Raw genomic sequence first — 26,501 nt, forward strand, 5'->3', positions numbered from 1 at the left:
TGCATGTCTGTCTCCGTGATGCGCGGGTCGTCAGCCGGCCCGTCGTGGGGGAATTGCTGGATCGTGGACGTGCCGCGTGCCGGCCTGTCGCCAGGCTCGGCGCGGCAGCGCCGGATCAGGTCCGCAGGCGCCGGCCCGCCGTTTCCGGGGCGAGGAACACCAGCGGCAGGCCCACCAGGTAGATCGCCGAGACCAGCGTGATGGCCAGCGGATACGACCTGAACGCCGCCGCCAGCGCGCCGACCAGCACCGGGCCGACCGCGCCGACGATGCGTCCGAAACTGAAGGCGAAACCGGAGCCGAGCGCGCGCAGCATGGTCGGGAACATTTCCGGCAGCCAGATCGTGTAGAGGGAGAACACCCCGCTGGTGAAGAAGCCGAGCAAGGGCAGCATGCACATGAAGAGCGCCAGGCTCTTCAGCGTCATGACCAGCAGGCCGTAGGCGAGCATGTTGCACACCGCGGCGCCGGTGAAGAAGAACGCGGCCGCGCGGCGGCGCGTGGCGAAGACGCGCACGATCCACGGCATGCCGGCGCAGCCGGCCAGCGTGCCGACGCTCATGATCAAGCCGCTCAGCGAGCCGAGATGCTGCGCCGCCTGCGCCGACTCGCCCTGCGCGGCCTGCCAGGTCGACACCAGGGTGGGAATCCAGAAGGTCGAGGACCAGAGCCCGAAGATCAGGCAGGTCATCATCAGCGCGGCGCACCAGGTGGTGCGCGCGCGCCCCTTGCCGAACAGCTCGCGCCACGGCGCCAGCGGCGCGCCGCTGTCCCGCTGCTCGCGCCAGCGCGGCGATTCGGGCACGCCGGCGCGCAGCCACACGGTGAGCAGCGCGGGCGCCGCGCCGATCAGGAACAGCGCGCGCCAGCCGAAATGAGGCAGCACGAACAGCGCGGTGAGGGAGGCCAGCAGGAAGCCGATCGGCGTGCCGGTATGCAGCCAGCCCGACAGGCGTTCGCGCAGGTGCTCGGGCACCGACTCCTGCAGCAGCGGCGCGCCCGCCGCCCACTCGCCGCCGATGCCGAAGCCGGTGAGGAAGCGGAACGCCGCGAACGACACGATGCCCGGCGCCAGGCCGCAAGCGCCGGTGAAGATCGAGTAGATGAGGATGGTCGCGCACATGGCGGGCACCCGGCCGAAGCGGTCGGCGCACCAGCCCCACAGCATCGAGCAGGCCCAGCCGAGCATGAACAGGCTGAACATCAGGCCGCCGAAGCGCGCGATGTGCGCGTGATCCGCGGGATAGCCGCTGGCGGGCAGCAGGTCCGTCAGGGCCGCGACGATCACGTAGATATAGATCGCGTTGTCGAAACCATCGAGGGTCCACCCCGCCCAGGTCGCGAAGAACACGCGATACGGGCGCGCAGCATGGACCGCCTGGGCGGCGGACCGGTCTTCTGCACTGGCGAGCATTCCGTCTCCTGTCTGCTCGAACGCCGCATGCCCTGTTGCCTGGCGGGATGCCGCGCCTTTCGTCTCATGGAGGCTGACGGTCGCTAGCGCGCTCCATCGCCTTTTTTGCATTACGCATATTGTCGACAATCTTGAGGGGCGCACGATCGGCTGACTGTGTACCGCTCCGAATGTCTTGAGTTTCCGCGTTGCTGGAAGTATATTGTCGACAATCTTCAATGCGCAAGCTTTCCTGTAAAATTTCTTCCCGTTCTCTTTCCTCCTCGGGTCCGTCCGTCATGCAACGCGCCGCCAATTCGCTTGAACTCCTCCGCTCCGTCACCTTGTCGGGCCTCGTGCAGGACGAAATCCTGCGCCGCATCAGGACCGGCGAGCTGCAGGCGGGGATGAAGCTCAACGAGATGGATCTCGCCGAACATCTGAGGATCAGCCGCAGCCCGGTGCGCGAGGCGTTCCGCGCCCTGGAGGAAGCCGGGCTGGTCTGGCTGGAGAAGAATCGCGGCGTGTATATCCGCGAGATCTCCGATACCGAGGCGGCCGAGTTGTACGAGGTACGCGCGGGCCTGGACGAAATGGCGGGCCGCCGCCTCGCTCCCGTCATCACCGATGGAGAGCTCGCGGAACTGCGCGGCATGCTCGACCGGCTCGAGGCCAGCTCGAAGGAAGGCGAGCTGAACGATTACTTCTCGCTGAACATCGCCTTCCACGATCGCCTGGTGGAACTGGCCGGCAATGCCACCATGCTCGCGCTCTACCGCCAGGTCATCAATCGCATGCACCTGCTGCGCCGACGCGGTTTTTCGCTGACCGGCAGCTCGCAGGCCTCGCACGACGAGCACCGCAAGATTCTCGAAGCCCTCGCCTCGCGCGATCCCGACGCGGTCGCGCGCACCATGCGCGAGCACGTCGAGGCCGGTTATCGGCGCGCGAACTGCGCGGGCGCGGCCGGCGACGCGGCCCAGCCCGGCGCCGACCTGCTCAACAGCACCCCGGCCGGCAGCGGGCAGCCGCGCTAGGCCTCGCGCGGGGCGCCTGCCTTCGGTCAGGCGAGGTGCCCCGCGCATGACGCATCACGCATCACGGATCTTTCCGCAAGTCCTGACTGGAGCGAAACACCCGATGAACACGAGTCATCCGGAAGTAAAACTAAGCATTGCTGATCAACTCGGTGCGTGGATCGCCTCGATCGATGCTGCCCGTCTGCCCCCGAACGCCGTGGAAACGTCCCGGCTGCTGCTGCTCGACGTGGTGGGCCTGTGCATCGCCGGGCGCGGCGAGCCGTATATCGGCGCGACGCTGGCCGCCACCGATCGCGCGGGCGCCTGCACGGCGCTCGGCCACGCGGGCGGCCTGAGCGCCTTCGATGCCGCGCTCGTCAACGGCACCGCGGCGCATGGCGAGGATTACGACGACACCTTCGAAGGCGGCCCGGTTCATTCGGGCGCCGTGGTGGTGCCCGCCGTGCTCGCCGCCTGCGAGCGCGAGGGGCTGGACGGCGACGCCCTGCTGCGCGGCATCGCGGTCGGCGCGGAGCTGATGTGCCGGCTCTCGCTGGTCGCGCCGCGCGCGATCCACTCGGCGGGCTTTCATCCCACCGCCGTGATCGGCGCGCTGGCTGCAGCCGCCGGCGTGGCGGCCGCACTGCGGCTCGACGCGCGGGCCGCCACCTCGGCGCTCGGCATCGCCGGCAGCATGGCTTCGGGGATCATCGAATATCTCGCGGAAGGCACCTCCACCAAGCGCATGCACGCAGGCTGGGCGGCGCAATCGGGGATTCGCGCGGCCTTGATGGCGCGCGCCGGCTTCGACGGCCCGCGCACGGTGCTGGAAGGCACGCACGGCTTCTTCAAGGCCTTCGCGCCCTCGCGCACGCCCGATTTCGTGCCGGTGCTCGACCAGCTCGGCGAACGCTGGATCATGGAGACGATCGCCTTCAAGCCCTATGCCTGCGGGACCATGACGCAACCCTATATCGACTGCGCGATCGCGCTGGCCGAGCGCGGCGTGCAGGCCGCGCAGATCCGCGAAATCGTCTGCGATGTCGGCGAAGGCACGGTCCATCGGCTGTGGGAGGAACTGGCGGTGAAGCATCGCCCGCCCACCGCCTATGCCGCGAAATTCAGCACGCCGTTCTGCATGGCGGTGGGCTTCTTCGACCGCAAGGCCGGCTTCGAGCAGTTCACCGAAGCGCGCATTCGTGATGCCGCCGTGCTCGAGCTGGCCGGGAAGATCCGCTATCGGATCGATCCCGAGAACGAGTACCCGAAGAACTTCACGGGGCATCTGCGCGCCGTGCTGGCCGACGGCAGCGTCCACGAGATTCGCCAGCCGCACATGCGCGGCGGCGCCCGCGAACCGCTCTCGAAGGACGAGCTGGGCGCCAAGTTCCTCGACAACCTGCGCTACGGCGGCTGGGAAACCGAGCGCGCCGAGTTCGCTCGCGCCTGGTGCGAGGCTGCCTTCACCTACGCCGGGTTCGACAGTCTCTCGGCCTTCCGCCAGTAAACGCCAAACGCGCCGCCGTCCTCCGACCGCGGCGCGTTTTCCTTTATCGAGGCGATGGCCCGTTCGATGACGGGCCACCCTTGCCTACCCCTCCCCGCTGCATCACACCTCGCCGCTCAGGATGCATCGAGCTGCGGCGCGAGCCCGGCCGGCTGCTGCGCGCTGTCCCGGCTGCCACGCTCGCCGAGATAGGGACGATCGGGACGAATCCAGTTCGCGGCGATCGGCCCGAGCACCAGGAAGAAGATCGACAGCGCGAACACCGGCTCCCAGGAATGCAGCGCGTCGACCAGCCAGCCCACCAGCGGCGGCGACACCGAGGCGGCCAGCCCCAGGCCGGTATTCATGATGCTGCTGGAGGTCGCCGCGTGATTCGGCGCGAGATCCATCGCCACCGCCCACAGGGGCGCCGTCACCAGTTCCGACAGGAACAGCGCCGCGGCCAGCGAGAAGCCGGCCATGGTGGCCGAGGGATGCAGGAACATCGGGATGAAGAAGACGATCGGCGCGAGAAAGCCGATCGTGATCATGATCTGCCGCGAGCGCCGGATATTGCCGGTGCGCTTGAGCAGCAGGTCGCTCAGCGAGCCGCCCAGCGTGGTGCCCACCACCCCGCTCAGGAAGATGCCCGAGCTGAAGATCGCCGAGTGGCGGATGTTCAGGTGATAGGCCTGCGCGAAGAACGAGGGCATCCAGTTCAGGAAGAACCACAGGATCCAGCCATGGCAGAAGCTCACCACCGTGGCCGGCCACAGCGCGCGCAGCAGCGGCGACCAGCGCATCGGCACGCGCGTCTTGCCGAGCTTCGCGGGCAGGCGCGCGAGTTCCTCGGCGCTGATCGCGGGATGGTCGGCGGGGTTGTCGCGGTAGTACCAGACCCACAGCACCACCCAGGCCAGGCTGGCCAAGCCGAGTATCACGAAGGCGGCATGCCACGAGAAGGCGGCGATCAGGCCCGCCACCAGGATCGGCGTCGAGGCGTTGCCCAGGCGCGCGCAGGCATGCGTGACGCCCTGCGCGAAGCCGCGTTGATCGGGCTTCATCCAGCCGGTGAGCGCGCGCGCCGAGGCCGGCACGATCGGGCTCTCGCCGAGGCCCACCACGAAGCGCGCCAGCAGCAGCGTCGTGAAGCCCCCGGCGAGGCCGGTCAGCAAGGTACCGAGCCCCCACAGCACGCCGCAGATCGCCAGCATCTTGCGCGCGCCGAGCCGGTCGCCGATGAAGCCGCCGGGAATCATCGCCAGCGCGTAGGTGATCGCGAACGCGGAAAACACCAGCCCGAGCTGGGTATTGCTGAGGACCAGGTCGCGCCGGATCGCGAGCGCGGCGGTGGAAATATTGGTGCGGTCCACGTACATCAGGAAGGACATGATGCACAGCACGATCAAGACGCCATGGGTGGCGCTCAACCGTCTCGTGGGGCGAGAGGAAGCCATCGTCTGTCTCCATGCGCGCCGTTTCTGGAAGGCGCGTCGTTGGACTGCCTGTACCCGCGCCTGGCGCCTCGCCGCCGAGTGTTCCGTGTTCGCCTCGTCGACCTCGGGCCTTGCCTCGCGGGCCTGTCGTGCTGCGCATGTCGCCCTCGCTTCGCTGCCGGACGACCTGGACCTGCTCGCCTGCCTGCTGCCGCCCATGATGATGCAACGGCGGCAAGGCAGGCGAAAAAACGCTGCTTACTCGAGCACTTCGCCGTGCACGCCGGCCGCGAGCGTTTCCTTCTCCCAGCGCTTCATCGGCACCACTTCGGCCACCGGCCCGTTGGGCGAGCGGAACTTGACGGGCAGGTGCCCCGGCGCGGTGAGGATCTCGCCGCCATTGGCCTTGATCTGCTCGATGAAGGCCTCGAGGTCCTCCACTTCCATGCCGATGTGGTGGATGCAGGGCGCCGGGCCGGCGAAGTCCGCCTCGTCCGAGTTCGACGATTCGTAATGGATCAGGGTCAGGTCCATGTAGCCGTCGGTCATGTGATACGAAAGGTGGTCGCCGTTCTTGCCTTTGCGACGCACCGTGTTGACGTGCTTGTAACCGAACACGTTCTCGTAGAAGGCGCGTTCGCGCTCGACGTCCTCGACCTTGAACGCGATGTGCTTGATGAAATTCGGCATCGATGTCTCCTCTGGGTGGATGGCGCGCGAACCTGTCGTGCGATGAGGCCAGTCTAGGAGACTCGCATGCGAACGTCAATCGAATCATTCGAATGATTCGATATTCATTCGGCGCCCCGGGAAAACCCCGGGACAGCCCTCGCCCACCTCGAAACTCAGGCCTGATGGTCGATCACGATGCATTCGGACGCCGTCGCGCCGGCCGCCGCATCGATCGCCGCCGGCAACTCGGCCAGCGGAAAATCGATCGCGCGGATCGCGTCGGACGGCAGCAGCCCCGAGCCGATCAGCGTCAGCAAGCGCCGATAGGCATCGCGCGGATACATGAACTGGCCGAGGATCTCCCAGCCGTTCATCATCACCTCCGTGTACGGCAGGGGCAGCGGCACCGCCATGGTGCCCATCAGCACCAGGCGGCCGCCGAAGGCCAGGCTGCGCAGGCTGGCCAGCGTCAGGTTCGGATCGCGCGCATTGCCGACCATGTCGAAGCCGAGCTGGATGCCGGCGCCCTGCGCGGCGGCGCGCAAGGCGGCCACGTCGCCCGCCATCTCGCCGGTGGCGGCGACCGGCGTCACGCGAGCACCGGCTTCCCGCGCGAGGTGCTGCAGCTTGCTCGCGTCGCGACCGAAGGCGATCACGCGCGCCGCGCCCATCGCCAGCGCGAGCCGCACCGCGGCCGATCCGTAAGCGCCAGTCGCACCCGATATCAGCACCGTTTCGCCGGCCGCGAGCCGGCCCTTGAGCAGGCCGCCGTAAGGCACCGTGTAGCGCATGCTGGTGGCGAGCGCGCGGGCGTCCAGATCCGGCACCGCATCGGCCGGCGTCACGGCCGATGCGGGCAGCAGCGCGTATTCGGCCAGCGTGCCGTCTGGCCAGTCCTGCTGCATGCGCAAGCCCGCGTCGTTCACGGTCGTGACACCGAGCAGCATCTGCGCCGGATCGACGACGTTCTCCGGCGCGACCAGATGCGGCGAGATCACCACGCGCTGCCCCGCCTGCAGATGCCAGACCCCGGCGCCCACCGCGTGGATCGTGCCGACGCCGTTGCCGCCCGGCACGAAGGGCCGCGCCGGCGCCCGATAGACGGGCAGCCTGCCCTCGACGTAATCGCGCATGTAGGACATCAGCACCGAACACTGCATGCGCACCACCACGCTGCCGGGCCGCGCCTCGGGCACGGGACGATCGACGAGCGCGAGGGCGCCGCCGAGGCGATCGAGTTGCCAGGCTTTCATGGGTTTCTCCTTTTGATGGCTGAATGGACAGCCACCATGATCCCCGCCTCAATCGGTTGTTTGTATAATCCCCCGGTCGATATTCCTATTCATTCGTACATTCATGGATGCCTTGTCGGAAGTGCTGTCGATGCTGCGCGTCTCCAGTGCGCTGTCCTCGCGTTTCGAGGGACGCGGCGCCTGGGCCTTTCATTTCCCTGCTTACCAGCACGTGAAATTCGGCTCGGTTCTGCAGGGCAGCCTTCATCTGTGGATGGTCGGCGAGACGCGGCGCTACCGCATGGAGGAAGGCGATTTCTACCTGCTGACCGACGGCGCGAGCTTCTGCGCGGCCAGCGACCCGAGCCGCGAGACCCTCGACGGCCCGCTCCACTATCGCGCCGCGCGCGGCCCCGATGGCGTGGTGCGCTGGCAAGGCCCGGGCGAGCTGCCGCTGGTCAGCCTCGCGAGCGGGCGTTTCACCTTCGAGAACGAACTGTCGGCGCTGCTGCTCGCGCACCTGCCGCCGCTGATCCATCTGCGCGCGGCCGACGTAGCCTCGCACGCGCTCGGCCACGTGCTCGCGCTGATGCGCGCCGAAACGGAGGGAGAAATGCCGGGCTCGGATGTCGCCAAGGGCAGCCTGGCCACCCTGGTGCTGGTGCACGCGCTGCGCACCTACCTGGCCACCAGCGAGGCGCCGGCCGGCTGGCTCGGCGCGCTGGCCGACGCGCGCATCGGCCGCGCGCTGTCGCGCATGCACGCGGCGCCCGGCGAGCGCTGGACCGTCGACACGCTGGCCGGCGAGGTGGGCATGTCGCGCACCGCCTTCGCGCAACGGTTCCGCCAGCGCGTGGGCAGCGCGCCGCTCGAATACCTGCAGGCCTGGCGGATGTCGCTGGCGATGACGGCGCTGGCCGACACCGACGAACCGCTCGCGCGGATCGCCGAGCGCGTCGGTTATCTGTCGGATACGGCCTTCAGCATCGCGTTCAAGCGCAGCACGGGGGAAAGCCCGGGGCGTTATCGCAGCGCGCGACGCGGGCAGGAGGGGGCGCGGGCTGCTTGAGCGTCATTCACGCCGGGCCCGCCTCCTCCACCTCCCCGCGCGCATACCGCCCCGGCGACATCCCGGCCAGCCGCGTGAAGGCCGCCCCGAACGCGCTGACCGAGCCATAACCGCTACGCTCGGCGATCTCGGCCATCGACAGCTCCCCCTGCCGCAACCACTGCTTGGCCAGCGCCATGCGCCAGGCCTGCAGGTATTCCATCGGCGCCATGCCGATCTCGCGGCTGAAGCGCTCGAAGAAGGCCGAACGCGACATGGCCGCCTCGCGCGCCAGCTCGGCCACGCTCCAGCGCGAGGCCGGCCGCTCGTGCAGGCGCCGCAGCGCGGCGGCCAGCTTCGGATCGCCGAGCCCGCGCACCAGCCCCGGCGAGGCGGCCGTGCCCGAGGTCGAGCGCAGCGCCTCGATCAGCAGCACCTCCAGCAGCCGCTCCAGCACGATCTCGCGCGCGGGCCGCTCGGCGCGCGACTCGTCGCCGATCATCTGCACCAGGGTCGAGAGCCGGCGCTCGCCGCGCACGCAGATCCATCGCGGCAGCAGGGACACCAGCAGCGCCGCGTCGGGCGAGCCGAACAGGCACACGCCCACCAGCATCCGCACATCCACCGCGCCGTCCGGATCGCCCACGCGCGCGCCGCCCGGCATCGGCACGATCGGCGTGGTGATGGGCTCGCCCTCGCGCGGCGGCTCGCGATCGAGGCTCGAGGTGGCGAAACCGCGCGCGGCGGGAATCATGGCGAAATCGCCTTCCTCCAGCGTGATCGTCTCGTCCTGGCCGGGGCCGTCCACGCGCAGCCGGCAGCGCCCTTCCAGCACCACGAAATACACCGGGCGCCCCGTCTCGGCGCGGCGCACCGCCCAGGGCGCCGAGGCGATCACCTGCTTGGAGAAGGCCGCGCGAGGCTGCAGCAAGGACACGACTTCGGCGAGCGGGTCGACAGACATTCCGGACGATCTCTACAAATTCATGGATTCGGAAGTATAGTTCGTCCGCGAATTGACGCCTATCGTGGAGGGCATCCCAACCCACTGGAGTTCACGATGTCCCAAGCTTCCACCGTTCTCGTCACCGGCTGCTCGTCGGGCTTCGGCCTCGACATCGCGCGCCATTTCCTCGCGCAGGGCTGGCGCGTGGTGGCCACCATGCGCACCCCGCGCGAGGACCTGCTGCCCGCCTCCGAGCGGCTGCGCGTGCTGCCGCTCGACATCACCGACGCGGACAGCATCGCGCGCTGCCTCGCGGCGGCCGGCCCGATCGACGCGCTCGTCAACAATGCCGGCGTGGGCCTGCTCGCGCCGCTCGAAGGCACCGATCCGGCCAGCGTGCGCGAGGTGTTCGAGACCAATGTGCTCGGCACCATCGCGATGACGCAGGCGGTGCTGCCGCAGTTTCGCGAGCGGCGCGCCGGCGTGATCGTCAATGTCACCTCGAGCGTGACCGTGCGCCCCCTGCCGCTGCTGGCCGTTTATACAGGCAGCAAGGCGGCCGTGAACGCCTTCACCGAATCGCTGGCGCTGGAGCTGGCGCCCTTCGAGGTGCGCGTGCGCCTGGTACTGCCCGGGCGCGCGCCCACCACGCGCTTCGGCGACAACGCGCGCCGCCTGATGGGCGACGACGTGCCGGCGCCGTATGCCGCGTTTCGCGATCGCGTGTTCGCCTCGGTGCGCGACACCAGCACGCCGACCACGCAGTCGAGCGACGTGGCCGAGGCGGTCTGGCGGGCGGTGACCGATCCGGCCGCGCCGATGCGGATCCCCGCCGGCGCCGATGCGGTGGCGGTGGCGGCGGCAGCCGCGGCCGGCCACTGAAGCTCGCTCTCGGCAGCCGCGCCGTCCTGGAAGGGCCGGCGCGGCGGCCCGCACATCCTCTCCCCGCCGGCTTGCTGCCCAGCGCGAGCCTCAGATCGCGAACCTCAGGCCCGTCATCCGCTCGCTCAGCGTCCACAGCCTGCCCGCCTCGGCCTCGTCGATCGCCCAGGGCAGCACCCCGTCGAGCGGCTGGTGATCGGCCGGCACCGCCCGCGCCACCTCGTTGTTCTCGCAATACACGCCGCCGATGCCGTCGAGCGCCGGGCTGGTCGCGCACCAGACGGTGGTCGAGGCGCCCTGCTCCGGCGTCTTGTACAGGGCGCGCTGCGATGCGGGGATCTGCCCGTGTTCGTCGCGAAAGCCCGCGCGCTGCAACTCCTCGATCGTCAGCGAGCGCTGCAGGTTGGTCTCGATCCGCCCCGGATGCACGGCGAAGGCGCGCACGCCATGCGCCCTGACCAGCCGGTCGAGTTCGACCGTAAACAGCACGTTGGCCGTCTTCGATTGGCCGTAGGCGACCCACTTGTCGTAGTCGCGCCGCTCGAAATTCGGATCGTCGAAATCGAAGCGCGCGCGGCGATGCGCGCCCGAGGACAGGTTGACGACCCGCGCCTTGCCCGAGCGCGCAAGCGCCGGCCACAGACGCGCGGTCAACTGGAACGGGCCGAGATGGTTCGCCGCGAGCTGGCCTTCGTAGCCGCGCGCGTCGCGCTGCAAGGGCGTGGCCATGATGCCGGCGTTGTTGACCAGGCGATGCAGCGCGCGATCGCTGGCCAGGAACTGCGCGGCGAAGGCGTCGATCGAGGCCGGATCGAGCAGGTCGAGCCGGGCCACCTCGGTACGCGGCACCTCGTGCAACACCTCGCGCGCCTTGGCCGGATCGCGGGCCGGCACGATCACCGTGGCGCCGGCGCCGGCCAGCGCGCGCGTGGTCTCCAGGCCGATGCCCGAATGGCCGCCCGTCACGATCGCGGTGCTGCCGCTCAGGTCGATGCCGGCGATCACCTCGCGCGCGGCGTGGTTCGCATCGAAGCCGGAATCGATCGGGGTCTGCTGGGATGACATGGGCATTTCTCCTGTGTGCTGGCGGAGCCGGTCGACATGGCCGGCTCGCTCGGGAGATGGTCGAGCATCGCGCCCGCCTTGCCCATCATCGATCGGCCGCAATTCCTCGTCGCGCGTACAGGCTGCGCACCGATTCATCCAGCGCGCGGGCACCGCCGGCAAGCGGCTCCGGATTTCCGTAGAATCCATCGGCATCGTCGATCGATCGAGGCATGGCCATCGCGCACGGTCGCGCCCCGGTCGTGCCCTTCACCGCCCGAGGCCCGCATGGATTTCCGTCATCTCGAATGCTTCTTCGTGCTTGCCCAGGAGCTGCATTTCGGCCGCGCGGCCGAGCGCCTGCACGTAGGCCAGTCATCCGTATCGGAATCGATCCGCGCGCTGGAAAAAACCGTCGGCGCGCCGCTGTTCGATCGCACCAGCCGCCGCGTGGCGCTCACGCCGCTCGGCCAGGCATTGCGCGAAGGCGCCGAGGCCGCCTACATGTCGCTCAAGACCACCCTCGCCGATTGCCGGCGCACGGCGGCCGGCGAGGCGCGCAAGCTGCGCTTCGGCTTCCTGGGCGGCGGCCTCTACGAGCTGCACCGCCCGCTGGTCGCCGAATTCGGCGGCTGCTTTCCCGGCATCGAGCTCGAATTCGTCGAGCTGTCCTTCCTCGATCATTTCCTGGCCGTGGTGCGCGGCGAGGTGGACGTGGCGATCTGCCGGCTGCCGCTCGGCGCGCCGGGCCTGATGCACGGCCCGGTGCTGATGGAGGATCGGCGCATGCTGTGCGTGCCGAACGATCATCCGCTGGCCCGGCGCGAGCGCGTGTCGGGCGAGGCGCTGGCCGGCGAACCGCTGGTGCGGATGGTGCCCGGCGTGGCCAGCGAGGAATGGCTCGATTTCCACCTGCCGCGCTTCACGCCGCAAGGCGCGCCGATCGGCGACGGCCCGGTGATCCGCACGCTGCGCGAGGCGATGGCAGCGGTCGCCGCGCACCAGGGCCTGATGATGCTGACGCGCCGGGCCGCCTGCTATTACGCCACGCCCGGCATCAGCTTCGCCGAGATCGACCTGCCGCCGATCGCCTCGGCCCTGGTCTGGCGCCGCGACGACCACCGCCCGCTGATCGGCGAGCTCAACGCGCTGCTGCTGCGCCTGGCGCGCACCTACTGCACGCTGCCGAAACCGCGCGATTGACGCCGCGACGGACGTCGCGCATCGATGCGCCGATCGATCGGATTTCCAGATCGATCGACGGCATTTTCCCCGTTGTTCTTTGCGGATCGAACGCGGACACTGGCGGATCCGATGCTGCCCATGGATACACGCCGACATGACCCAGGTACCGACCTCCGCACTCGAACTCCGCTCGCTGATCACCTCGCAGGGCCAGTTGCGCCTCTGGCTCGAAACGGCGCCCGTGCCGGCGCCGGCCGACGACGAAATCCTGGTGCGCATCGAGGCCGCGCCCGTCAATCCCTCCGACATCCTCGGCCTGCTCGGGCCGGCCGATATCGCCACCCTGGCCCGCGATGCGGCCGCGCAGCCACCCGTCACCACCGCCGACGTGCCGGCCGAACTGCTGGCCTCGGCGGCCGCGCGCCACGACCTGCCGCTCAGCCTCGGCAACGAGGGCGCCGGCACCGTGGTGGCCGCGGGCAACCAGGCGCGCCACCTGCTCGGCCGCGCGGTGGCGCTGCGCAGCCCGCTCGGCGCCTACACGCAATACCGCGCGGTGAGCGCCGCCGAGGTGCTGGTGCTGCCCGAAGGCACGGCGCCCGAAGCGGGCGCCTCGGCGCTGATCAATCCGATGACGGCGCTGTCGATGCTGGAGACGATGCGCGTGGAAGGCCACACCGCGCTGATCCACACGGCGGCCGCCTCGAATCTCGGCCAGATGCTGGTGAAGATCTGCGCGGCCGACGGCGTGCCGCTGGTCAACGTGGTGCGCAACGCCTCGCAGGTGGCCCTGCTGCGCGAACTCGGCGCGCAATACGTTCTCGACAGCAGCGCCGCCGATTTCGATAGCGCGCTGGTCGAGGCGATCGAGGCCACCGGCGCGACGCTGGCGTTCGACGCGATCGGCGGCGGCGACATGGCCGAGCGCCTGCTCACGGCGATGGGCGTGGTCACCACGCGCCGCATGACGCGCTACGACCGCTACGGCTCGTCGACGCATCGGCAGGTCTATCTCTACGGCACGCTCGATCCGAGCCCGACGATTCTGACCCGGCGCTCGGGCCTGGCCTGGGGCGTGGGCGGCTGGCTGCTGACCTGGCGCCTGCGCCAGTTCGGCGAGGCCACGGCGGCGCGCATGCGCGAACGGATCGTCGCCGAGCTGGAGACCACCTTCGCCAGCCGCTACGGCGAGCGGATCGCGCTGGCGCAACTGGTCGAGCCCGAGACGATCCGGCGCTACACCCGGCGCGCGACCGGCGAGAAATTCCTGGTGGCGCCGAACCTCGGCGCCTGAGCCTGGACGAACGAGCCGGCGGCGACACGCGCCGGCTCGCCGTGCTTCACTGCTCGATCTGTCGGTTCCAGCGCGAATCCCATTGCGCGCGACGCGCGTTGATCGCATCCCAATCCACCACCGTGACCTTCTTCACGAGCTGGTCCAGGTCGCCGAGGTTCTTCTGCATGTCGGCGGGCATGGTCGCCTGGCGGTTGGTCGGGATCTGCTTGCCGGCCACCGCGGCCTTGGTCTGCGCCGGCGCCGACAGCAGGAACTGCGCGAGCTTCTGCGCCAGTTGCGGATCGGGATTGTTCTTCACCACGCAGACGTCCACCAGCAGCAGCACCGCGCCCTCCTTGGGCGAGGCATAGGCCACCGGCAGCCCCTTGTCCTTCAGGTCGCCCACGGCGGTGGGCGTGAGCGGGAAGATCGCCGCCTCGCCGGTCTGCACCATCTCCGAGAGCTTGGCCGAGTTCGGGATGTACTCGACCACGTTCGGTCCCACCGTGCTGGCCCACTTCGTGAAGCCGGGCTCGACATTGGTCTCGCTGCCGCCGAGGATGCGGTTGATGGCCAGGAAGCCGTGCAGGCCGAAGGTGCTGCTCGAGGCCGACTGGAACACCACCTTGCCCTTGTATTTCGGATCGGCGAAATCCATCCAGGAAGTCGGCGGCGCCCAGCCCTTGGCGGCGAACAGCTTGGTGTTGTAGCCGATCCCCGTCATGCCGAGCTGCACGCCCGCGCCGATATCGCCCTTCATGCGCGCGAACGGATAGAGCTCCTTGAGCACCGGCGCGTCGTCGAGCTTCTCGCACACGCCCAGGCTCACCGCGCGCGCCATCACGCCGTCGTCGAGGAACACCACGTGCATCTGCGGGTTGCTGCGATTGGCCAGCAGCTTGGCCAGCACGTCCGACGAGGTGCCCGGCACCACCACCACGTGCACGTTGTTGGCCTTCTCGAAATCGGGCAGCACCTGGCTGGTGTAGGCCTTCTCCATCGGCCCGCCGTTCATGCCGATATAAATGGTCTTGGTCTGCGACCAGGCGGGCGAGGCAAGGCCGACGGCGAACAGCGCCGCGAGCGAAACGAGTGTGCGTGACAGTTTCATCGTGGATCTTCCTTGTGGCTTTCCGGGGTATTGGACTGGGGATGGGAATCGATATCGATGCGAGGCCGTGCTCAGGCGGAAGCCCGCGCCGATGCGGCGGCGGGGGAATCAGGCGAACCCGACGAAGCAAGCGAGCCGCCGGAACTCGGCGACGCGACCGCTTGCGTGGATCCGGCCTGCGCGGCGGCGAAGCGCGCGATCGAGAACGCCTCGATCGGCGTCTCGGTCTCGCCGCGCAGCACCAGGTCGGCCAGCACCTCGCCCACGCCCGGCGCGAGCAGGAAACCGCCGCCCGAGAAGCCGAAGGCGTGCAGCAGTTGCGGCGTGGTCCCGCTCGGCCCGATCACGGGATGGTTGTCGGGCGTCTCGCCCTCCACACCGCTCCAGGTGCGGATCAGCAGCGCCTCGCGCAGCGCCGGCAGCAGCGCGCAGGCATCGCGCATCACCGCGCGCGTGGTTTCGGTCGAGGGCTGGGCGTATTCGCCGTCGCCATGGCCGCGCCCGCCGCCGATCACGCAGTTGCCGCGCGCCACCTGCCGCGCATAGATGCCGCCGCCGACCACCCCGAGGTTGTGCTCGATGAAGGGCGGCAAGGGTTCGGTGACCCACATGTTCGGGTAGATCGAGCGCAGCGGCACCGCCTCGCCGAAGCGGCCGGCCAGCGTATTGCCCCAGGCGCCGGCCGAGTTGATCAGCCAGTCGGCGCTGAAGCGAAGCTCGCCGGCGCGCAGCTGGTAACGCCGGCCGTCGTACTCGATCTCGCTAAGCTCGGTCTGCTCGAACACCTGCGCGCCCTCGCGCCGGGCGGCCGCCGCGAAGGCCGGCGAGACCAGCCGCGGATTGGCATGGCCGTCGCTCTCGCACAGCGCGCCGCCGATCGCCGCCGCGCCGAGCCAGGGATAACGGCGGCGGAACGCCTCGCCGGAGATCAGCGTCGAGCTGGCGCCGTGGCCGCGCGCCATCGCCGCCCAGGCTTCGAGCACCTCCATGTCGCTGTCGCGCCGCGCGAGCCGCAGGTGCCCCGACACGACGAACTCGCCGTCGCAGCCGATCAGCTGGGGCAGCCGGTTCCAGATCCGCCGCGCGCGCATCGCCAGCGGCAGTTGCACCTCGGGCCGGCCGTGGGTGCGCACGCCGCCGTAGTTCACGCCGCTGGCCTGGGCGCCGCACCAGCGCCGCTCGAACAGGGCGACGTCCACGCCCTGCCGCGCCAGCGCCAGCGCCGCCGAAGCCCCCACCAGCCCGCCGCCGACGATCGCCACCGTCACATGCCGGATCTCACTCATCATGGGCCTCCTCCTCGAGCACGCTGACGCCGTCCTCGAACAGCATCGGCGAGATCGGGATCGGCTTGATCGGCGCCTGCCCGCGCGGGCGGCCCACCTGGTCGAGGGCGCGCCCGGTTTCCGCGGCCAGCAGCGCCATCGCGGCCTCGCCGCACATGCGGCCCTGGCAGCGGCCCATGCCGATCCGCGTCAGCGCCTTGAGGCGGTTGACCTCGCTCGCCATACCGGAGCGGATGCAGCCGCGCAACTGGCCCGCCGTCACCGCCTCGCAGCGACACACGATCATGTCGTCGGGCCAGTGCCGGGCCGCCTCGGTCGGCGGCGGCGCGAAGGCCTGTTCGATGCCGGCGCGGAACACGCCGATGCGCGCCAGGCGCTGCTCGATCGCGGCCGCGCCGGGGCCCGCGTCGTCGCGCCCGGCCTTCAGGCCGAGATCCTCCAGCAGCGCCAGCGCGGCGCGCCGGCCGGCCAGCTCGGCCGCATCGGCACCGGCGATGCCGGCACCGTCGCCGGCCAGGTAGACGCCCGGCACCGAACTGCGCCCGGCCGCGTCGCGCTCCGGCAGCCAGCAGCGGTTCAGCGTGTCGAAGCGGAAGCGGCAGCCGGCCAGGTCGGCCAGCTGCGTTTCGGGGCGCAGGCCGAAACCGAGGCCGAGCGCATCGCAATCGATCCGATGCTGGGCGCCGTCGGCCGAGCGCCAGCGCACCGCCTGCACCGCCGGCCCGCCGTCGACGCCGTCCAGCGTCACGCCGCGCTCGACGCGCACGCCGTGCGAGCGCAGCCAGCCGAGGTAATAGAGGCCCTTGGCGAAGGTGCCCGGCTGCCGCAGCAGCTTGGGCGTGGCCGCCACCTGCCGCGCGTAGGGGCTGGTATCGAGCACCGCGGCCACCTCGGCGCCGGCCCGCGCGTATTGATAGGCGACCAGGTAGAGCAAGGGCCCGGTGCCCGCGAACACGGTGCGCCGGCCGATCGCGCAGCCCTGCGCCTTCAGCGCGACCTGGGCGCCGCCGAGCGTGTAGACGCCGGGCCGGGTCCAGCCCGGCACCGGCATCACGCGATCGGTCGCGCCGCTGGCGATGATCAGGTGGCTCCAGCGCAGGCGCGCCTCGCGCCCCGCGCGCAGCACGTCGAGCGCGCCCGGCTCGCAGGACCAGACCAGCGTGTCGGGCCGGTAGTCGAGCCCTGGCAGCAGCTCGGCCATGCAGCGGTGCAGCGCATCGGCCTTGCCCGCCTCGAAGCCGTACAAGGTCGATTTCTCGCGCACGAAACCGGCGCCTTCGGGCGGCTGCCGGTAGATCTGGCCGCCCCAGCGCGCGTTCTCGTCGATCACCATCGGCCGCAGCCCGGCTGCGACCAAGGTCTGCGCGGCGCGGATCCCCGCCGGCCCGGCGCCGACGATCACCACGCGCGCGCCGTCCTCGTCCCCTTGGACATCGACGGCGGCCGTGCTCGTCTCGCTCATTGCCCGCCTCCCGCGTTCGTGCCGCAAGCCGTCGCGCTGGCCTGGCAAGGCTTGCCCGTCACCACCCGCATCCCCTCGCGCACGAGCGTCGAGCAGGCGCGCAGCCGCGCGCCGCCCTCGTCGCGCACCCAGCAATCCTGGCAGGCGCCGATCAGGCAGAAACCCGCGCGCGGGCCGTCGCCGAACTCGCTGACGCGCAGGTGCCGTTGCTGCGTGAGGATCGCGGTCAGCAGCGTGTCGCCGGCCAGCGCCTCGACCGCGACGCCGTCGAGCACGAAGGACAGGCTGGCGCGCCGGGTCTCGGCGACGCGGATCAGTTGCGGCGGGGAAAGCGGAAAACGATGGGTCATCGAAATCGGGCGCGAGGCGCGGTGGGCATGAAGTTGGACAAGACGACGAACGGGCGGCGAAGGCTCGCGTCAGTGCTGACCGATCAGGATCCGGTTCAGGCCGTAGACGCGATCGAGGATCAGCATCGCGCCGGCCGTGATCGCGATCACCAGGGTCGAGACCGAGGCCATCATCGGATCGATCGATTCGGTGGCGTACATGTACATGCGCACCGGCAGCGTGACGGTCTGCGGCGAGGTGACGAAGATCGACATGGTCAGCTCGTCGAAGCTGTTGATGAAGGCCAGCAGCCAGCCGCCGGTGATGCCGGGCACGATCATCGGCAGCGTGATGCGGCGGAAGGTGGTCCACACGCTCGCGCCGAGCGAGGCGGCGGCGTGCTCGACGCTGCGGTCGAGCCCCGCCACCGAGGCCAGCACCAGGCGCATCACGAAGGGCGTGACGATGATCATGTGCGCCACCACCAGCCAGGCGAACGAGCCGGTCGCGCCGATCAGCGCGAAGAAGCGCAGCAGCGCGATGCCCAGCACCAGGCCCGGGATCACCAGCGGCGAGAGCAGCAGCGCGTTGAGGAACTCCCGGCCGGGAAAGCGCGCGCGGCCGATCGCCAGGCCCGCCGGCAGCGCGATCACCAGCGAGAAGCTGGCCGACAGCACCGCCAGCTTCAGGCTGTTGGCGAAGGCCGAGATGAAGTCGGGATAGTCGAGGATCGCGCGGAACCAGCGCAGCGACACGCCGTGCGTGGGCAGCGTGAGGGTTTCGTCGGGCGTGAACGCGACCAGCACCACGATCGCCAGCGGCGCGAGCATGAACAGGATCACGAGCGTGTGGAAAGCGAGGGCGAGCGGGCCGTTTTTGCGCATGACGAGGTGGCGGGCTGGAGGTTCGTGGGCGGCTGGGATCGTGGCGAATGGCAGCGAATGGCAGCGAGTGGCGGCTGAGGCCGGCCTCAGCCGAGGCTGCGCGTGTAGCGCCGTTCGAGCACGCGGTAGTAGGTGAGCATCACGACCAGGTTGGCGACCAGCAGCAGGATCGCGATGGCGGCGCCGAGCGGCCAGTTCATCGAACTCAGGAACTGGTCATAGACGGCGGTGGCGGCCACCTTGAGCCGGCGCCCGCCCAGCAGGCCCGGAATCGCGAAGGCGCTGGCCGACAGGCCGAACACCATCAGGCTGCCCGACAGGATGCCCGGCATCAGTTGCGGCAGGACGATGCGGCGCAGCACCGTGGCCGGCGAGGCCATCAGCGACAGCGCGGCGTTCTCGGTCTGCGGATCGAGCCGCTGCAGGGTGGTCCAGACGGGGATCACCATGAACGGCAGCATCACGTGGACCAGCGCGATCACGATGGCGAAGGTGGTGTATTCGAGCTTGAACGGGCCCAGCCCGAACAGGCCGAACAACTGGTTCACCAGGCCGTTGGTGTTGAGCAGCATGCTCCAGCCGAAGGCGCGCACCACCACCGAGACCAGCAGCGGCGCGAGGATCACCAGCAGGAAGGACGAGCGCCACGGATCGCGCATGCGCGAGAGGATGTAGGCCTCGGGCGTGCCGATCACGATGCACAGCAGGGTGGTCAGCGCGGCGATGCCGAAGGTGCGCAGGAAGATGGTGTGGAAGTACGACTCGCTCAGCACCTCGAGGTAGTAATGCGAGTCGAAGGCGGCGATCGGGCCGACCGAGGGATCGAAGCGATAGAACGACAGCGCCAGCGTCATGGCCAGCGGCACCAGCACCAGCGCACTGAACAGCAGCGCGGCCGGCGCGCTCATCAGCCACAAGGGCAGCCAGGCGCGCCAGCGTGGGCGCGAAGCCGGCCGCGGCGCGCCGCCGGTGTCGCGCGCTTCTTCGCCGGCTTTGCCGCCCGCCGCTTTCAGGACCTCATCCACGGGCGGCCTCCCGCGGCATCACGCGCATCGCCTCGCTGCGCCAGTCGATCCCGACCGGCGCGCCCTCCACCAGCGGCTCGCTGCCCTCGTTCTGGCAGCAGGCCAGCATCTCGCCGGCCTCGCTGTCGAGCCGGTACAGCCACTGGCTGCCGAGGAAGAAACGGCTGGTCACGCGGCCGGCCAGGCGCCCGGTGCCGGGCGCGCCGAGCGTGAGCTTCTCGGGGCGGATGCAGAGCGTGACCGCGTCGCCCGCGCGCAGCGTCTGCATGTCGAGCTGGCCGGCCGCGCCCGCCTCGTGCAGCCGGGCGCCGAGATCGACCTGGATGCGCCCGCCTTCGAGCGTCACCACCTTGCCGTCGAGCAGGTTGGTCTTGCCGATGAACTGCGAGACGAAGCTGCTGCCCGGATGTTCGTAGGCGCGATACGGCGTGTCCACCTGGGTGATGCGGCCGGCCTCCATCACCACCACGCGATCGCTGATCGACAGCGCCTCGGCCTGGTCGTGCGTGACCATCACGGTGGTGGTGCCGAGCTTGCGCTGGATCTCGCGCAGCTCGAACTGCATCTCCTCGCGCAGCTTGGCGTCGAGGTTCGACATCGGCTCGTCGAGCAGCAGCACCGGCGGCGCGATCACCACCGCGCGTGCGATCGCAACGCGCTGACGCTGGCCGCCCGACAGCTCGCGAGGAAAGCGCTGCGCATAGGCGTCGAGCCGCACCAGCGAGAGCGCCTCGCCGACGCGCCGGGCGCGCTCGGCCTTGCCCACGCCGCGCATCTCCAGCCCGAAGCCGACGTTCTGCTCCACGCTCATGTGCGGGAACAGCGCGTAGCTCTGGAACACGATGCCCAGGCCGCGCTTGTTGGGCGCCATGCGCGTGATATCGCGGCCGTCCAGCGTGATGCTGCCGCGCGTGGCCTCCACGAAGCCCGCGATCATCTGCAGCGTGGTGGTCTTGCCGCAGCCCGAGGGACCGAGCAGCGAGACGAACTCGCCCTTCTCGACCGACAGGTCGATGCCGGTGACGGCGTGCAGGTCACCGAAGGATTTCGAAACATCCGTCAACGTGAGGAACGTCATGCTGTGGCCTTCCTGTTTCCGATGCGCCGACTCTATCTGGCCAAATTTTTCGACGTCAACGCGGAATTCCGGAGAGCGACATTAATTTTTCAGTTATTCCGTTGAATAGAATCTCAGGCATCAATTGAGTCGATCTCGTTTCGCCCACCGGATTCAGGGACTTCCCTGATAGTGCAGAGGGATGCGCGCCGGAGCGCGGCGCGGTAGAGTCGAGGGCGTCCCGGCGCGGCCGGGCCAAGATTCCGTTGAATGGAATACCGAGAGGAAAAGTGGCGGGTAAAAAACAGGAAAACGGAATGTCCGGCGAGCAGCCCGGCGACAACCCTTGCGGCCCCGGCGTGCTGCAGCGCTCCTTCGCGCTGATCCGCGCGCTGGGCGAGAACCAGGCCGAGGGCAGCCGCGTGACGATGCTGGCCAAGGCGGTCGGGCTGACCCAGGCGACCGTGCATCGGCTGCTGCAGGGGCTGATCGCCGAGCAGGTGGTCGAGCAAGACGAGCGCACCAAGCGCTACCGGCTCAGCGTGGCCTTCTTCGCGATGGCGGCCCAGGCGGGCAATCCCAACGGCATGCGCACGCTGTGCCGCCCGGCGCTGCTGCGGCTGTGCGCGAGCCTGGGCGACACCATCTTCCTGATGGTGAAAAGCAGCTTCGACGCGGTCTGCCTCGACATCTGCGAGGGGCCGTTCCCGATCCGCTCCTTCACCGGCAATATCGGCGGGCGCGTGGCGCTGGGTGTCGGCCAGGGCAGCCTGGCGATCCTGGCCTTCCAGCCCGAGGACGAGCGCGAGGAGATCATCCGTTTCAACGTGCCGCGCATGCGCGGCCAGGGCGTGCTCGACGAGGTCTACCTGCGCACCGAGATCGACCGCGTGCGCGCGCTCGGTTATGCCGGCCGCAACAGCGGCGTGCTGGAGGACATGGCCGGGGTGGCGGTGCCGATCCTCGATCGCAACCAGGTGGCGGTGGCGGCGCTGAGCGTGGGCACGCTGTCGACGCGGCTCACCGAGGAGCGCCTGCCGACCGTGGTGCAGCTGCTCAAGCGGCAGGCCGAGCTGATCGGGCCGCAGATGAACCCGTTCGACGCGGCGATGCGCGATCCGATCCAGGGCCTGACGCCCGTGTATTCGACGCGCGTATCCGGCGCGGTGTGAGGCCCGGCGCGAACGCGCGCGACGAAGCGGCGGGCGGCCCGTTCAGCGCGTCGCGACGCGCTTGCGGCCCTGGCGCAGGATGGTATTCAGCGGCGTCGAGATGTGCCGGTAGACGACATGCGCCACCACCGCCGCGACGGCGAGATAGAGCACCAGCCAGACCGGCTTCCAGGCCGCGATGATGTTCTCGCGCGTCAGGTACTCGCGCAGCAGGCCCAGCACGACGATATGGAACAGGTAGAGCTCGTAGCTGCGTTCGCCGAAGAAAGCGATGAACGGGCGCAGGCCGGTACGTGACACGGCGGGCGGCGAAACCGGCTCGCGATTCGCGATGCCGTGCAACAGCGCGCCGGTGCCCAGCGCGACCACCGACACGCTCCACACCACGTTGCGCATGATCGGCCCGGCCAGCCAGGTGGCCGCGATCGCGAACCCGGCGCCCCAGGCGAGCGCACGGAACGCCTCGCGCGAGATCGGCCGCGCCGGCAGCAGCGCCACGCCGCAGCCGATCGCGATCGCATCGAAGCACGAGAGATAGCCATAGAGCGCGACGATCTCGTCGTTCGCATGCAGGTAGCGCCAGGCCGGCGCGAGCAGCACCGGCACCGCGAGCAGCGGCAGGATCAGGCGACGCCGTTTCAGCAGCAGGCACAGCAGCGGAAACGCCAGGTAGAACACTTCCTCCACCGACAGCGACCAGAGGATGTTCATGCTGTAGTTGAAGTAACCGACGCGCGCCATCAGCAGGTTGTGCCAGAACGTCAGCACCGACAGCACGGCGAGCGGCATGCTCGCGGTATCGGGCTTGTTGACGAAGGAGCGCAGCCCGAGCGCGCCGAGCACCACGATGATCGCCAGCAGCAACAGCAGGCAGGGCAGGATGCGCGCCGCGCGGATCCGGTAGAAGGCGGCGGGACGGATCGCGCCGAGCGAACCGAAACGGCGCAGCGAGGTGGCGGTGATCAGGTAGCCCGACACGACGAAGAACATCGTCACGCCGTAGTTGCCGTTGCGGGACACGGCGCGGATCGCGGTCGACAGCCAGGGCAGCTCGACGGGCAGCACGTCGAGCCGGTAAGTCAGGTGGAAATGCAGCAACAGCACCGCCAGGATGGCAATGCCGCGCAGCAGGTCGACGCCTGCGCTGCGGCGCGATGAATCCAAGGAACCTCCGGGAAAGACGGGGCCCGGGCCGCCGGCGGCACGCGGTGCCGCGCGGGTCCGCCCGCGCCGGAGCGCCGATTGTCGCGGATTTGCCCGCGCCCGGCCAGCGTTCGCGCGCGGCCGCGGGCTTGACGCTGGCCGGCGGGCCATCGAAGATGCTGCCTTTCGCTCCTGCCCCCGCCTTCCCGCGCAAGGCGCGCCGCCCTCGCCCGCTCCCGATGACACCCCGACTCGCCCTGTTCGATTTCGACGGCACGCTTGCCGATTCCTATCCGCTGTTCGCCGATGCGCTGAACGAGCTGGCCGCGCGCCACGGCTTCCGGCACACCGATGCCGATGCGCAGCAGCGCTTGCGTGGCCTGAGCGCCACCGAGGTGCTGCGCGAGCTGGCCTTGCCGCTGTGGAAGGTGCCGGCCGTGCTCGGCGACGCGCGCAAGCTGATGCGCGAGCGGATCGACGAGGTGGCGCCGTTCGCGGGCATCGTCGAGACGCTGCACGCGCTGATCGATCGCGGCGTGGCGGTGGCCGTCGCCACCTCGAATTCGCCCGAGAACGTGCGCGCCGTGCTCGGCGACAACCTGATCGCGCGTTTCGCGGCCATCGAATGCAGCTCGTCGCTGTTCGGCAAGTCGCATCGCCTGCGCGGCATTCTTCGCAAGACCGGCATACCCGCCGAGCAGGCGATCTATGTCGGCGACGAGATCCGCGACGCGGAAGCGGCGCGCGGCGTCGGCCTGGCCTATGGCGCCGTCGCCTGGGGTTACACGCAGTTGGAGGCGCTGCTCGGCACGCAGCCGCAAGCGGTGTTTCGCGTGCCGGCCGACCTGCTCTCGCTCGCCGGGCCGATCGAGGGCGCGGGGCACGGCTGATCGCCCCAGGCTGCCGTCACTCGGCCAGCACCTCGCGCAGGAAATCCACCAGGGCCGTTTGCGTGTCGTTCAGGGCCTGGCCGTTGCTGACCAGCGCGAGCTCGGTCGGCGGCAAGGCCGGCAGCGCATCGCAGACCTCGTGCTCCGGCAGCAAGGCCGTGCTCGGCAGCACCGTCAGGCCCAAGCCCGAGGCCACGGCCGCCTGGATGCCCGTCAGGCTGTGGCTGCCGAAGGCCACGCGCCAGCGCCGCTGCGCCTGGTCGAGCGCGCGGATCGCCCGCTGCCGGTACAGGCAGCCCTGCGGAAACAGCGCGAGCGGAATCGGCTCCCCGCTCCCCGCCTCCGGCGGCACCGCGTGCCGGCCTTGCACCCAGACCAGCCGCTCCGGCCAGGCGGCCAGGCAATCGCCGCTGTCCGGCTCGCGCTTGATCAGCGCGATCTCGATCTCGTCGGCGGCCAGCTTGCGGCGCAGCTCCGTGCTCATCCCCGCCACCGTCTCCAGCCGCGCATCGGGGCGCGCCGCCACGAAGCCCGACAGGATCGCCGCCATGCGCCGCGCATCGAAGTCCTCGGGCACGCCGAGCCGGATCGGCGTGCGGCGCACCCCGCTGGCGAGCGCGTCCTGCGCCTCCTGCGACAGCGCCAGCAGGCGCCGCGCGTATTGCGCGAGCAGCTCGCCATGCTCGGTCGGCGTCACCTGGTTACCGGTGCGATCGCGCAGCAGCAGGGTATGGCCGACCATCTCCTCCAGGCGCCTGACCTGCTGGCTGACGGTGGATTGCGTGCGATGCACGCGCTCGGCCGCGCGCGTGAAGCTGCCTTCGTCGACCACGCAGATCAGCGAATTGAGCAGTTCGAGGTCGAGCATGATCGGCTCCCGTTATTCGATTTTCAACTGAGGAGGCGATTTTAATTTAATTTCCCCAATGAGCAAGCGGGCCCTAGGCTAGCGATTCGAACCACGATCCCGCCAGGACCCACCATGTCGCTTTCCGCTACGCCCCGCCCCGAATGGCTCACCTTCGATTGCTACGGCACGCTGATCCAGTGGGACGAAGGCCTGCAGGCCGCGGTCGGCGACATCCTCGCCGGCAAGGGCGCGCATGCCGTGTCGAGCGCCGAGCTGATCGCCGTCTACGACCGCCACGAACACGCGCTCGAGCAGACCCCGCCGCATCGCTCGTTCCGCGAGTTGTCGGGCGAGGCGCTGAAGCTCGCGCTGCGGGAATGGCGGCTGGACGCCGACGACGCCGACGCGCGGCGCCTGACCGACAGCATCTCGGCGATGCCGCCGTTCCCGGAAGTGGTCGAGGCGCTGCGCACGCTGAAGGCGGCCGGCTACCGGCTCTGCATCGTCTCGAACACCGACGACGACGTGATCGCCGGCAACGTCGCCCAGCTCGGCGGCACCATCGATCGCGTGATCACCGCCCAGCAGGCCGGCGCCTACAAGCCGAGCCGGCGGATCTTCGAGCATGCGCATCGCGAGCTCGGCGTGACGCGCGAGCAGGTGGTGCACATCTGCGCGAGCCCGCACCTGGACCATGCCGCCGCGCGCGAGCTCGGCTTCCGCTGCGTGTGGATCGATCGCGGCACCGGCCGCGCGCTGCTGCCCGACTACCGGCCCGACGCTACGCTCGCCACGCTAGATCAGGTGCCCACGCTGTTCGCCTCGCTGGGCTGGTAAGGTGGCGAAACGCGAACGCATCCACGGAGACGACCCACATGGCACATCAGCTCGATTTCGCATCGACCGGGCGCGCGCGACGCGCGGGGCTCGACGCCGATGCAGTGCAGGCCGCCCGCGTCGAACTGGCCGCCTGCTTCCGGCTGGCCACGCTGCACGGTCTGGAGGAAGGCATCTGCAATCACTTCTCGGCGGTGGTGCCGGGCCATGAGGACCTGTTCCTGGTCAATCCCTATGGTTATGCGTTCTCGGAGATCACCGCATCGCGCCTGCTGATCTGCGATTACGAAGGCCGCGTGATCGACGGCGACGGCCAGCCCGAGGCGACCGCCTTCCACATCCACGCGCGCCTGCACCTGGCGATGCCGCGCGTGAAGGCGGCCTTCCACACGCATATGCCGAACGCCACCGCGCTGTGCCTGCTCGAAGGGCCGCCCCTGCTGTGGCTGGGGCAGACGGCATTGAAGTTCTACGGGCGCACGGCCGTCGACGAGCATTACAACGGGCTCGCGCTGGACGGCGCAGAAGGCGACCGGATCGCGCGCGCGATGGGCGACGCCGACGTGCTGTTCCTGAAGAATCACGGCGTGATGGTGGCGGGCGCCAGCATCGCCGAAGCCTGGGACGATCTCTACTACCTCGAACGCGCGGCCGAGGTGCAGTTGAAGGCGATGCAGAGCGGCCGGCCGCTCAAGCCGGTGCCGCACGAGATCGCGCAGCGCGCCTACCAGCAGATGCGGCTCGGCGACGAGGACAGCGCGCGGGCGCATCTGGCCAGCGCGCTGCGTCGGCTGCGCGAGGCCGGCAGCGATTTCGAGGCCTGACCAGCCGAGCG

General features: G+C 69.8%; 25 protein-coding genes. 10 read left to right on the forward strand and 15 right to left on the reverse strand.

All coding sequences use genetic code 11. The annotated features are described in order from the left end of the window. Window positions 1-115 precede the first annotated feature (115 nt). Window positions 116-1,414, reverse strand: coding sequence for an MFS transporter (locus F3J10_RS01795; RefSeq protein ID WP_166911300.1), 1,299 nt, complete (start codon window positions 1,412-1,414; stop codon window positions 116-118). A gap of 323 nt (window positions 1,415-1,737) precedes the next feature. Between F3J10_RS01795 and F3J10_RS01800 the strand changes: the two genes are divergently transcribed. Then, window positions 1,738-2,430 (forward strand): FCD domain-containing protein, encoded by a 693-nt coding sequence (locus F3J10_RS01800; protein WP_240155311.1) that lies wholly within the window; start codon window positions 1,738-1,740, stop codon window positions 2,428-2,430. 103 nt (window positions 2,431-2,533) lie between these two features. Then, window positions 2,534-3,919 carry an MmgE/PrpD family protein gene (locus tag F3J10_RS01805; protein ID WP_060002987.1) on the forward strand — a complete coding sequence of 462 codons (1,386 nt, stop codon included), beginning with the start codon at window positions 2,534-2,536 and terminating at the stop codon, window positions 3,917-3,919. A gap of 116 nt (window positions 3,920-4,035) precedes the next feature. On the opposite strand, the gene F3J10_RS01810 is transcribed toward F3J10_RS01805, so the two are convergent. The 3 genes from F3J10_RS01810 to F3J10_RS01820 form a co-directional block, all read right to left on the reverse strand. Next, window positions 4,036-5,328, reverse strand: coding sequence for an MFS transporter (locus F3J10_RS01810; RefSeq protein WP_230954765.1), 1,293 nt, complete (start codon window positions 5,326-5,328; stop codon window positions 4,036-4,038). 264 nt (window positions 5,329-5,592) lie between these two features. Next, a complete protein-coding gene (locus F3J10_RS01815; protein ID WP_013690350.1) occupies window positions 5,593-6,024 on the reverse strand; it encodes a VOC family protein in 432 nt (143 codons plus the stop codon). Between the two features lie 155 nt (window positions 6,025-6,179). Then, entirely contained in the window at window positions 6,180-7,259 is a 1,080-nt protein-coding gene (locus tag F3J10_RS01820; RefSeq protein ID WP_167240762.1) for a zinc-binding dehydrogenase, read from the reverse strand. Window positions 7,260-7,362: 103 nt separating this feature from the next. Here F3J10_RS01820 and F3J10_RS01825 point away from each other — a divergent pair, with 103 nt between their 5' ends. Next, the gene (locus tag F3J10_RS01825; RefSeq protein WP_025098550.1) at window positions 7,363-8,307 is read left to right on the forward strand and encodes an AraC family transcriptional regulator; all 945 of its coding nucleotides are present in this window, start codon (window positions 7,363-7,365) and stop codon (window positions 8,305-8,307) included. 7 nt (window positions 8,308-8,314) lie between these two features. Here F3J10_RS01825 and F3J10_RS01830 read toward each other — a convergent pair whose 3' ends face one another. Further along, window positions 8,315-9,250 (reverse strand): AraC family transcriptional regulator, encoded by a 936-nt coding sequence (locus tag F3J10_RS01830; protein WP_025098551.1) that lies wholly within the window; start codon window positions 9,248-9,250, stop codon window positions 8,315-8,317. A 96-nt stretch (window positions 9,251-9,346) separates the two neighbouring features. On the opposite strand from F3J10_RS01830, the gene F3J10_RS01835 reads away from it, so the two are divergent. Next, entirely contained in the window at window positions 9,347-10,114 is a 768-nt protein-coding gene (locus F3J10_RS01835) for an SDR family oxidoreductase (protein WP_166911294.1), read from the forward strand. A gap of 90 nt (window positions 10,115-10,204) precedes the next feature. On the opposite strand, the gene F3J10_RS01840 is transcribed toward F3J10_RS01835, so the two are convergent. Continuing rightward, window positions 10,205-11,179 carry an oxidoreductase gene (locus tag F3J10_RS01840; RefSeq protein ID WP_167240764.1) on the reverse strand — a complete coding sequence of 325 codons (975 nt, stop codon included), beginning with the start codon at window positions 11,177-11,179 and terminating at the stop codon, window positions 10,205-10,207. 267 nt (window positions 11,180-11,446) lie between these two features. Between F3J10_RS01840 and F3J10_RS01845 the strand changes: the two genes are divergently transcribed. After that, window positions 11,447-12,361 carry a LysR family transcriptional regulator gene (locus tag F3J10_RS01845; RefSeq protein ID WP_025098554.1) on the forward strand — a complete coding sequence of 305 codons (915 nt, stop codon included), beginning with the start codon at window positions 11,447-11,449 and terminating at the stop codon, window positions 12,359-12,361. Window positions 12,362-12,497: 136 nt separating this feature from the next. Further along, complete coding sequence (locus tag F3J10_RS01850) at window positions 12,498-13,637, forward strand: zinc-binding dehydrogenase (protein WP_167240767.1); 1,140 nt, start codon at window positions 12,498-12,500, stop codon at window positions 13,635-13,637. Window positions 13,638-13,683: 46 nt separating this feature from the next. Here the strand turns inward: F3J10_RS01850 and F3J10_RS01855 are convergent, their stop codons facing one another. The 7 genes from F3J10_RS01855 to F3J10_RS01885 all read right to left on the reverse strand — a co-directional run bounded on the left by F3J10_RS01855 (window position 13,684) and on the right by F3J10_RS01885 (window position 20,795). Further along, the gene (locus tag F3J10_RS01855; protein ID WP_167240770.1) at window positions 13,684-14,730 is read right to left on the reverse strand and encodes an ABC transporter substrate-binding protein; all 1,047 of its coding nucleotides are present in this window, start codon (window positions 14,728-14,730) and stop codon (window positions 13,684-13,686) included. A 71-nt stretch (window positions 14,731-14,801) separates the two neighbouring features. Beyond that, window positions 14,802-16,016, reverse strand: coding sequence for an FAD-binding oxidoreductase (locus tag F3J10_RS01860; protein WP_240155318.1), 1,215 nt, complete (start codon window positions 16,014-16,016; stop codon window positions 14,802-14,804). After that, window positions 16,009-17,478, reverse strand: a complete 1,470-nt coding sequence (locus F3J10_RS01865; protein ID WP_166911284.1) for an NAD(P)/FAD-dependent oxidoreductase — start codon at window positions 17,476-17,478, stop codon at window positions 16,009-16,011. The genes F3J10_RS01860 and F3J10_RS01865 overlap by 8 nt, the downstream gene beginning before the upstream one ends. Further along, window positions 17,475-17,828 carry a (2Fe-2S)-binding protein gene (locus F3J10_RS01870; protein ID WP_166911282.1) on the reverse strand — a complete coding sequence of 118 codons (354 nt, stop codon included), beginning with the start codon at window positions 17,826-17,828 and terminating at the stop codon, window positions 17,475-17,477. Before F3J10_RS01870 ends, F3J10_RS01865 begins: the two co-directional genes overlap by 4 nt. Before the next feature lie 69 nt (window positions 17,829-17,897). Continuing rightward, complete coding sequence (locus tag F3J10_RS01875; RefSeq protein ID WP_025098560.1) at window positions 17,898-18,692, reverse strand: ABC transporter permease; 795 nt, start codon at window positions 18,690-18,692, stop codon at window positions 17,898-17,900. Window positions 18,693-18,778: 86 nt separating this feature from the next. After that, window positions 18,779-19,600, reverse strand: a complete 822-nt coding sequence (locus F3J10_RS01880) for an ABC transporter permease (protein WP_240154643.1) — start codon at window positions 19,598-19,600, stop codon at window positions 18,779-18,781. Between the two features lie 109 nt (window positions 19,601-19,709). Then, the gene (locus F3J10_RS01885; RefSeq protein ID WP_025098562.1) at window positions 19,710-20,795 is read right to left on the reverse strand and encodes an ABC transporter ATP-binding protein; all 1,086 of its coding nucleotides are present in this window, start codon (window positions 20,793-20,795) and stop codon (window positions 19,710-19,712) included. 296 nt (window positions 20,796-21,091) lie between these two features. Between F3J10_RS01885 and F3J10_RS01890 the strand changes: the two genes are divergently transcribed. After that, window positions 21,092-21,946, forward strand: a complete 855-nt coding sequence (locus F3J10_RS01890; protein ID WP_025098563.1) for an IclR family transcriptional regulator — start codon at window positions 21,092-21,094, stop codon at window positions 21,944-21,946. A 42-nt stretch (window positions 21,947-21,988) separates the two neighbouring features. Here the strand turns inward: F3J10_RS01890 and F3J10_RS01895 are convergent, their stop codons facing one another. After that, the gene (locus tag F3J10_RS01895; protein ID WP_167240774.1) at window positions 21,989-23,110 is read right to left on the reverse strand and encodes an acyltransferase; all 1,122 of its coding nucleotides are present in this window, start codon (window positions 23,108-23,110) and stop codon (window positions 21,989-21,991) included. Window positions 23,111-23,328: 218 nt separating this feature from the next. Here F3J10_RS01895 and F3J10_RS01900 point away from each other — a divergent pair, with 218 nt between their 5' ends. Beyond that, window positions 23,329-23,979, forward strand: coding sequence for an HAD hydrolase-like protein (locus tag F3J10_RS01900; RefSeq protein WP_167240776.1), 651 nt, complete (start codon window positions 23,329-23,331; stop codon window positions 23,977-23,979). 16 nt (window positions 23,980-23,995) lie between these two features. Here F3J10_RS01900 and F3J10_RS01905 read toward each other — a convergent pair whose 3' ends face one another. Further along, window positions 23,996-24,847, reverse strand: coding sequence for a LysR substrate-binding domain-containing protein (locus F3J10_RS01905; protein WP_046581017.1), 852 nt, complete (start codon window positions 24,845-24,847; stop codon window positions 23,996-23,998). Between the two features lie 114 nt (window positions 24,848-24,961). On the opposite strand from F3J10_RS01905, the gene F3J10_RS01910 reads away from it, so the two are divergent. Next, window positions 24,962-25,666 carry a haloacid dehalogenase type II gene (locus F3J10_RS01910; RefSeq protein WP_167240779.1) on the forward strand — a complete coding sequence of 235 codons (705 nt, stop codon included), beginning with the start codon at window positions 24,962-24,964 and terminating at the stop codon, window positions 25,664-25,666. Between the two features lie 38 nt (window positions 25,667-25,704). After that, window positions 25,705-26,490: an aldolase gene (locus F3J10_RS01915; RefSeq protein WP_167240781.1), complete on the forward strand. Its 786-nt coding sequence runs from the start codon at window positions 25,705-25,707 to the stop codon at window positions 26,488-26,490. Window positions 26,491-26,501: the final 11 nt, after the last annotated feature.

This window comes from Burkholderia sp. Cy-637 (genome assembly GCF_011753175.1).
Taxonomy (GTDB): Bacteria; Pseudomonadota; Gammaproteobacteria; order Burkholderiales; family Burkholderiaceae; genus Burkholderia; species Burkholderia gladioli.

Excerpts from the sequence above, each read along its gene's own strand:
- F3J10_RS01870 (WP_166911282.1), bottom strand. The coding sequence starts at position 17,828 with ATGACCCATCGTTTTCCGCTTTCCCCGCCGCAACTGATCCGCGTCGCC.
- F3J10_RS01880 (WP_240154643.1), bottom strand. The coding sequence starts at position 19,600 with ATGAGCGCGCCGGCCGCGCTGCTGTTCAGTGCGCTGGTGCTGGTGCCG.
- F3J10_RS01905 (WP_046581017.1), bottom strand. The coding sequence starts at position 24,847 with ATGCTCGACCTCGAACTGCTCAATTCGCTGATCTGCGTGGTCGACGAA.
- F3J10_RS01805 (WP_060002987.1), top strand. The coding sequence starts at position 2,534 with ATGAACACGAGTCATCCGGAAGTAAAACTAAGCATTGCTGATCAACTC.
- F3J10_RS01815 (WP_013690350.1), bottom strand. The coding sequence starts at position 6,024 with ATGCCGAATTTCATCAAGCACATCGCGTTCAAGGTCGAGGACGTCGAG.
- F3J10_RS01850 (WP_167240767.1), top strand. The coding sequence starts at position 12,498 with ATGACCCAGGTACCGACCTCCGCACTCGAACTCCGCTCGCTGATCACC.
- F3J10_RS01915 (WP_167240781.1), top strand. The coding sequence starts at position 25,705 with ATGGCACATCAGCTCGATTTCGCATCGACCGGGCGCGCGCGACGCGCG.
- F3J10_RS01900 (WP_167240776.1), top strand. The coding sequence starts at position 23,329 with ATGACACCCCGACTCGCCCTGTTCGATTTCGACGGCACGCTTGCCGAT.
- F3J10_RS01890 (WP_025098563.1), top strand. The coding sequence starts at position 21,092 with ATGTCCGGCGAGCAGCCCGGCGACAACCCTTGCGGCCCCGGCGTGCTG.
- F3J10_RS01820 (WP_167240762.1), bottom strand. The coding sequence starts at position 7,259 with ATGAAAGCCTGGCAACTCGATCGCCTCGGCGGCGCCCTCGCGCTCGTC.
- F3J10_RS01865 (WP_166911284.1), bottom strand. The coding sequence starts at position 17,478 with ATGAGCGAGACGAGCACGGCCGCCGTCGATGTCCAAGGGGACGAGGAC.
- F3J10_RS01875 (WP_025098560.1), bottom strand. The coding sequence starts at position 18,692 with ATGCGCAAAAACGGCCCGCTCGCCCTCGCTTTCCACACGCTCGTGATC.
- F3J10_RS01885 (WP_025098562.1), bottom strand. The coding sequence starts at position 20,795 with ATGACGTTCCTCACGTTGACGGATGTTTCGAAATCCTTCGGTGACCTG.
- F3J10_RS01855 (WP_167240770.1), bottom strand. The coding sequence starts at position 14,730 with ATGAAACTGTCACGCACACTCGTTTCGCTCGCGGCGCTGTTCGCCGTC.
- F3J10_RS01845 (WP_025098554.1), top strand. The coding sequence starts at position 11,447 with ATGGATTTCCGTCATCTCGAATGCTTCTTCGTGCTTGCCCAGGAGCTG.
- F3J10_RS01830 (WP_025098551.1), bottom strand. The coding sequence starts at position 9,250 with ATGTCTGTCGACCCGCTCGCCGAAGTCGTGTCCTTGCTGCAGCCTCGC.
- F3J10_RS01860 (WP_240155318.1), bottom strand. The coding sequence starts at position 16,016 with ATGAGTGAGATCCGGCATGTGACGGTGGCGATCGTCGGCGGCGGGCTG.
- F3J10_RS01840 (WP_167240764.1), bottom strand. The coding sequence starts at position 11,179 with ATGTCATCCCAGCAGACCCCGATCGATTCCGGCTTCGATGCGAACCAC.
- F3J10_RS01910 (WP_167240779.1), top strand. The coding sequence starts at position 24,962 with ATGTCGCTTTCCGCTACGCCCCGCCCCGAATGGCTCACCTTCGATTGC.
- F3J10_RS01835 (WP_166911294.1), top strand. The coding sequence starts at position 9,347 with ATGTCCCAAGCTTCCACCGTTCTCGTCACCGGCTGCTCGTCGGGCTTC.
- F3J10_RS01795 (WP_166911300.1), bottom strand. The coding sequence starts at position 1,414 with ATGCTCGCCAGTGCAGAAGACCGGTCCGCCGCCCAGGCGGTCCATGCT.
- F3J10_RS01825 (WP_025098550.1), top strand. The coding sequence starts at position 7,363 with ATGGATGCCTTGTCGGAAGTGCTGTCGATGCTGCGCGTCTCCAGTGCG.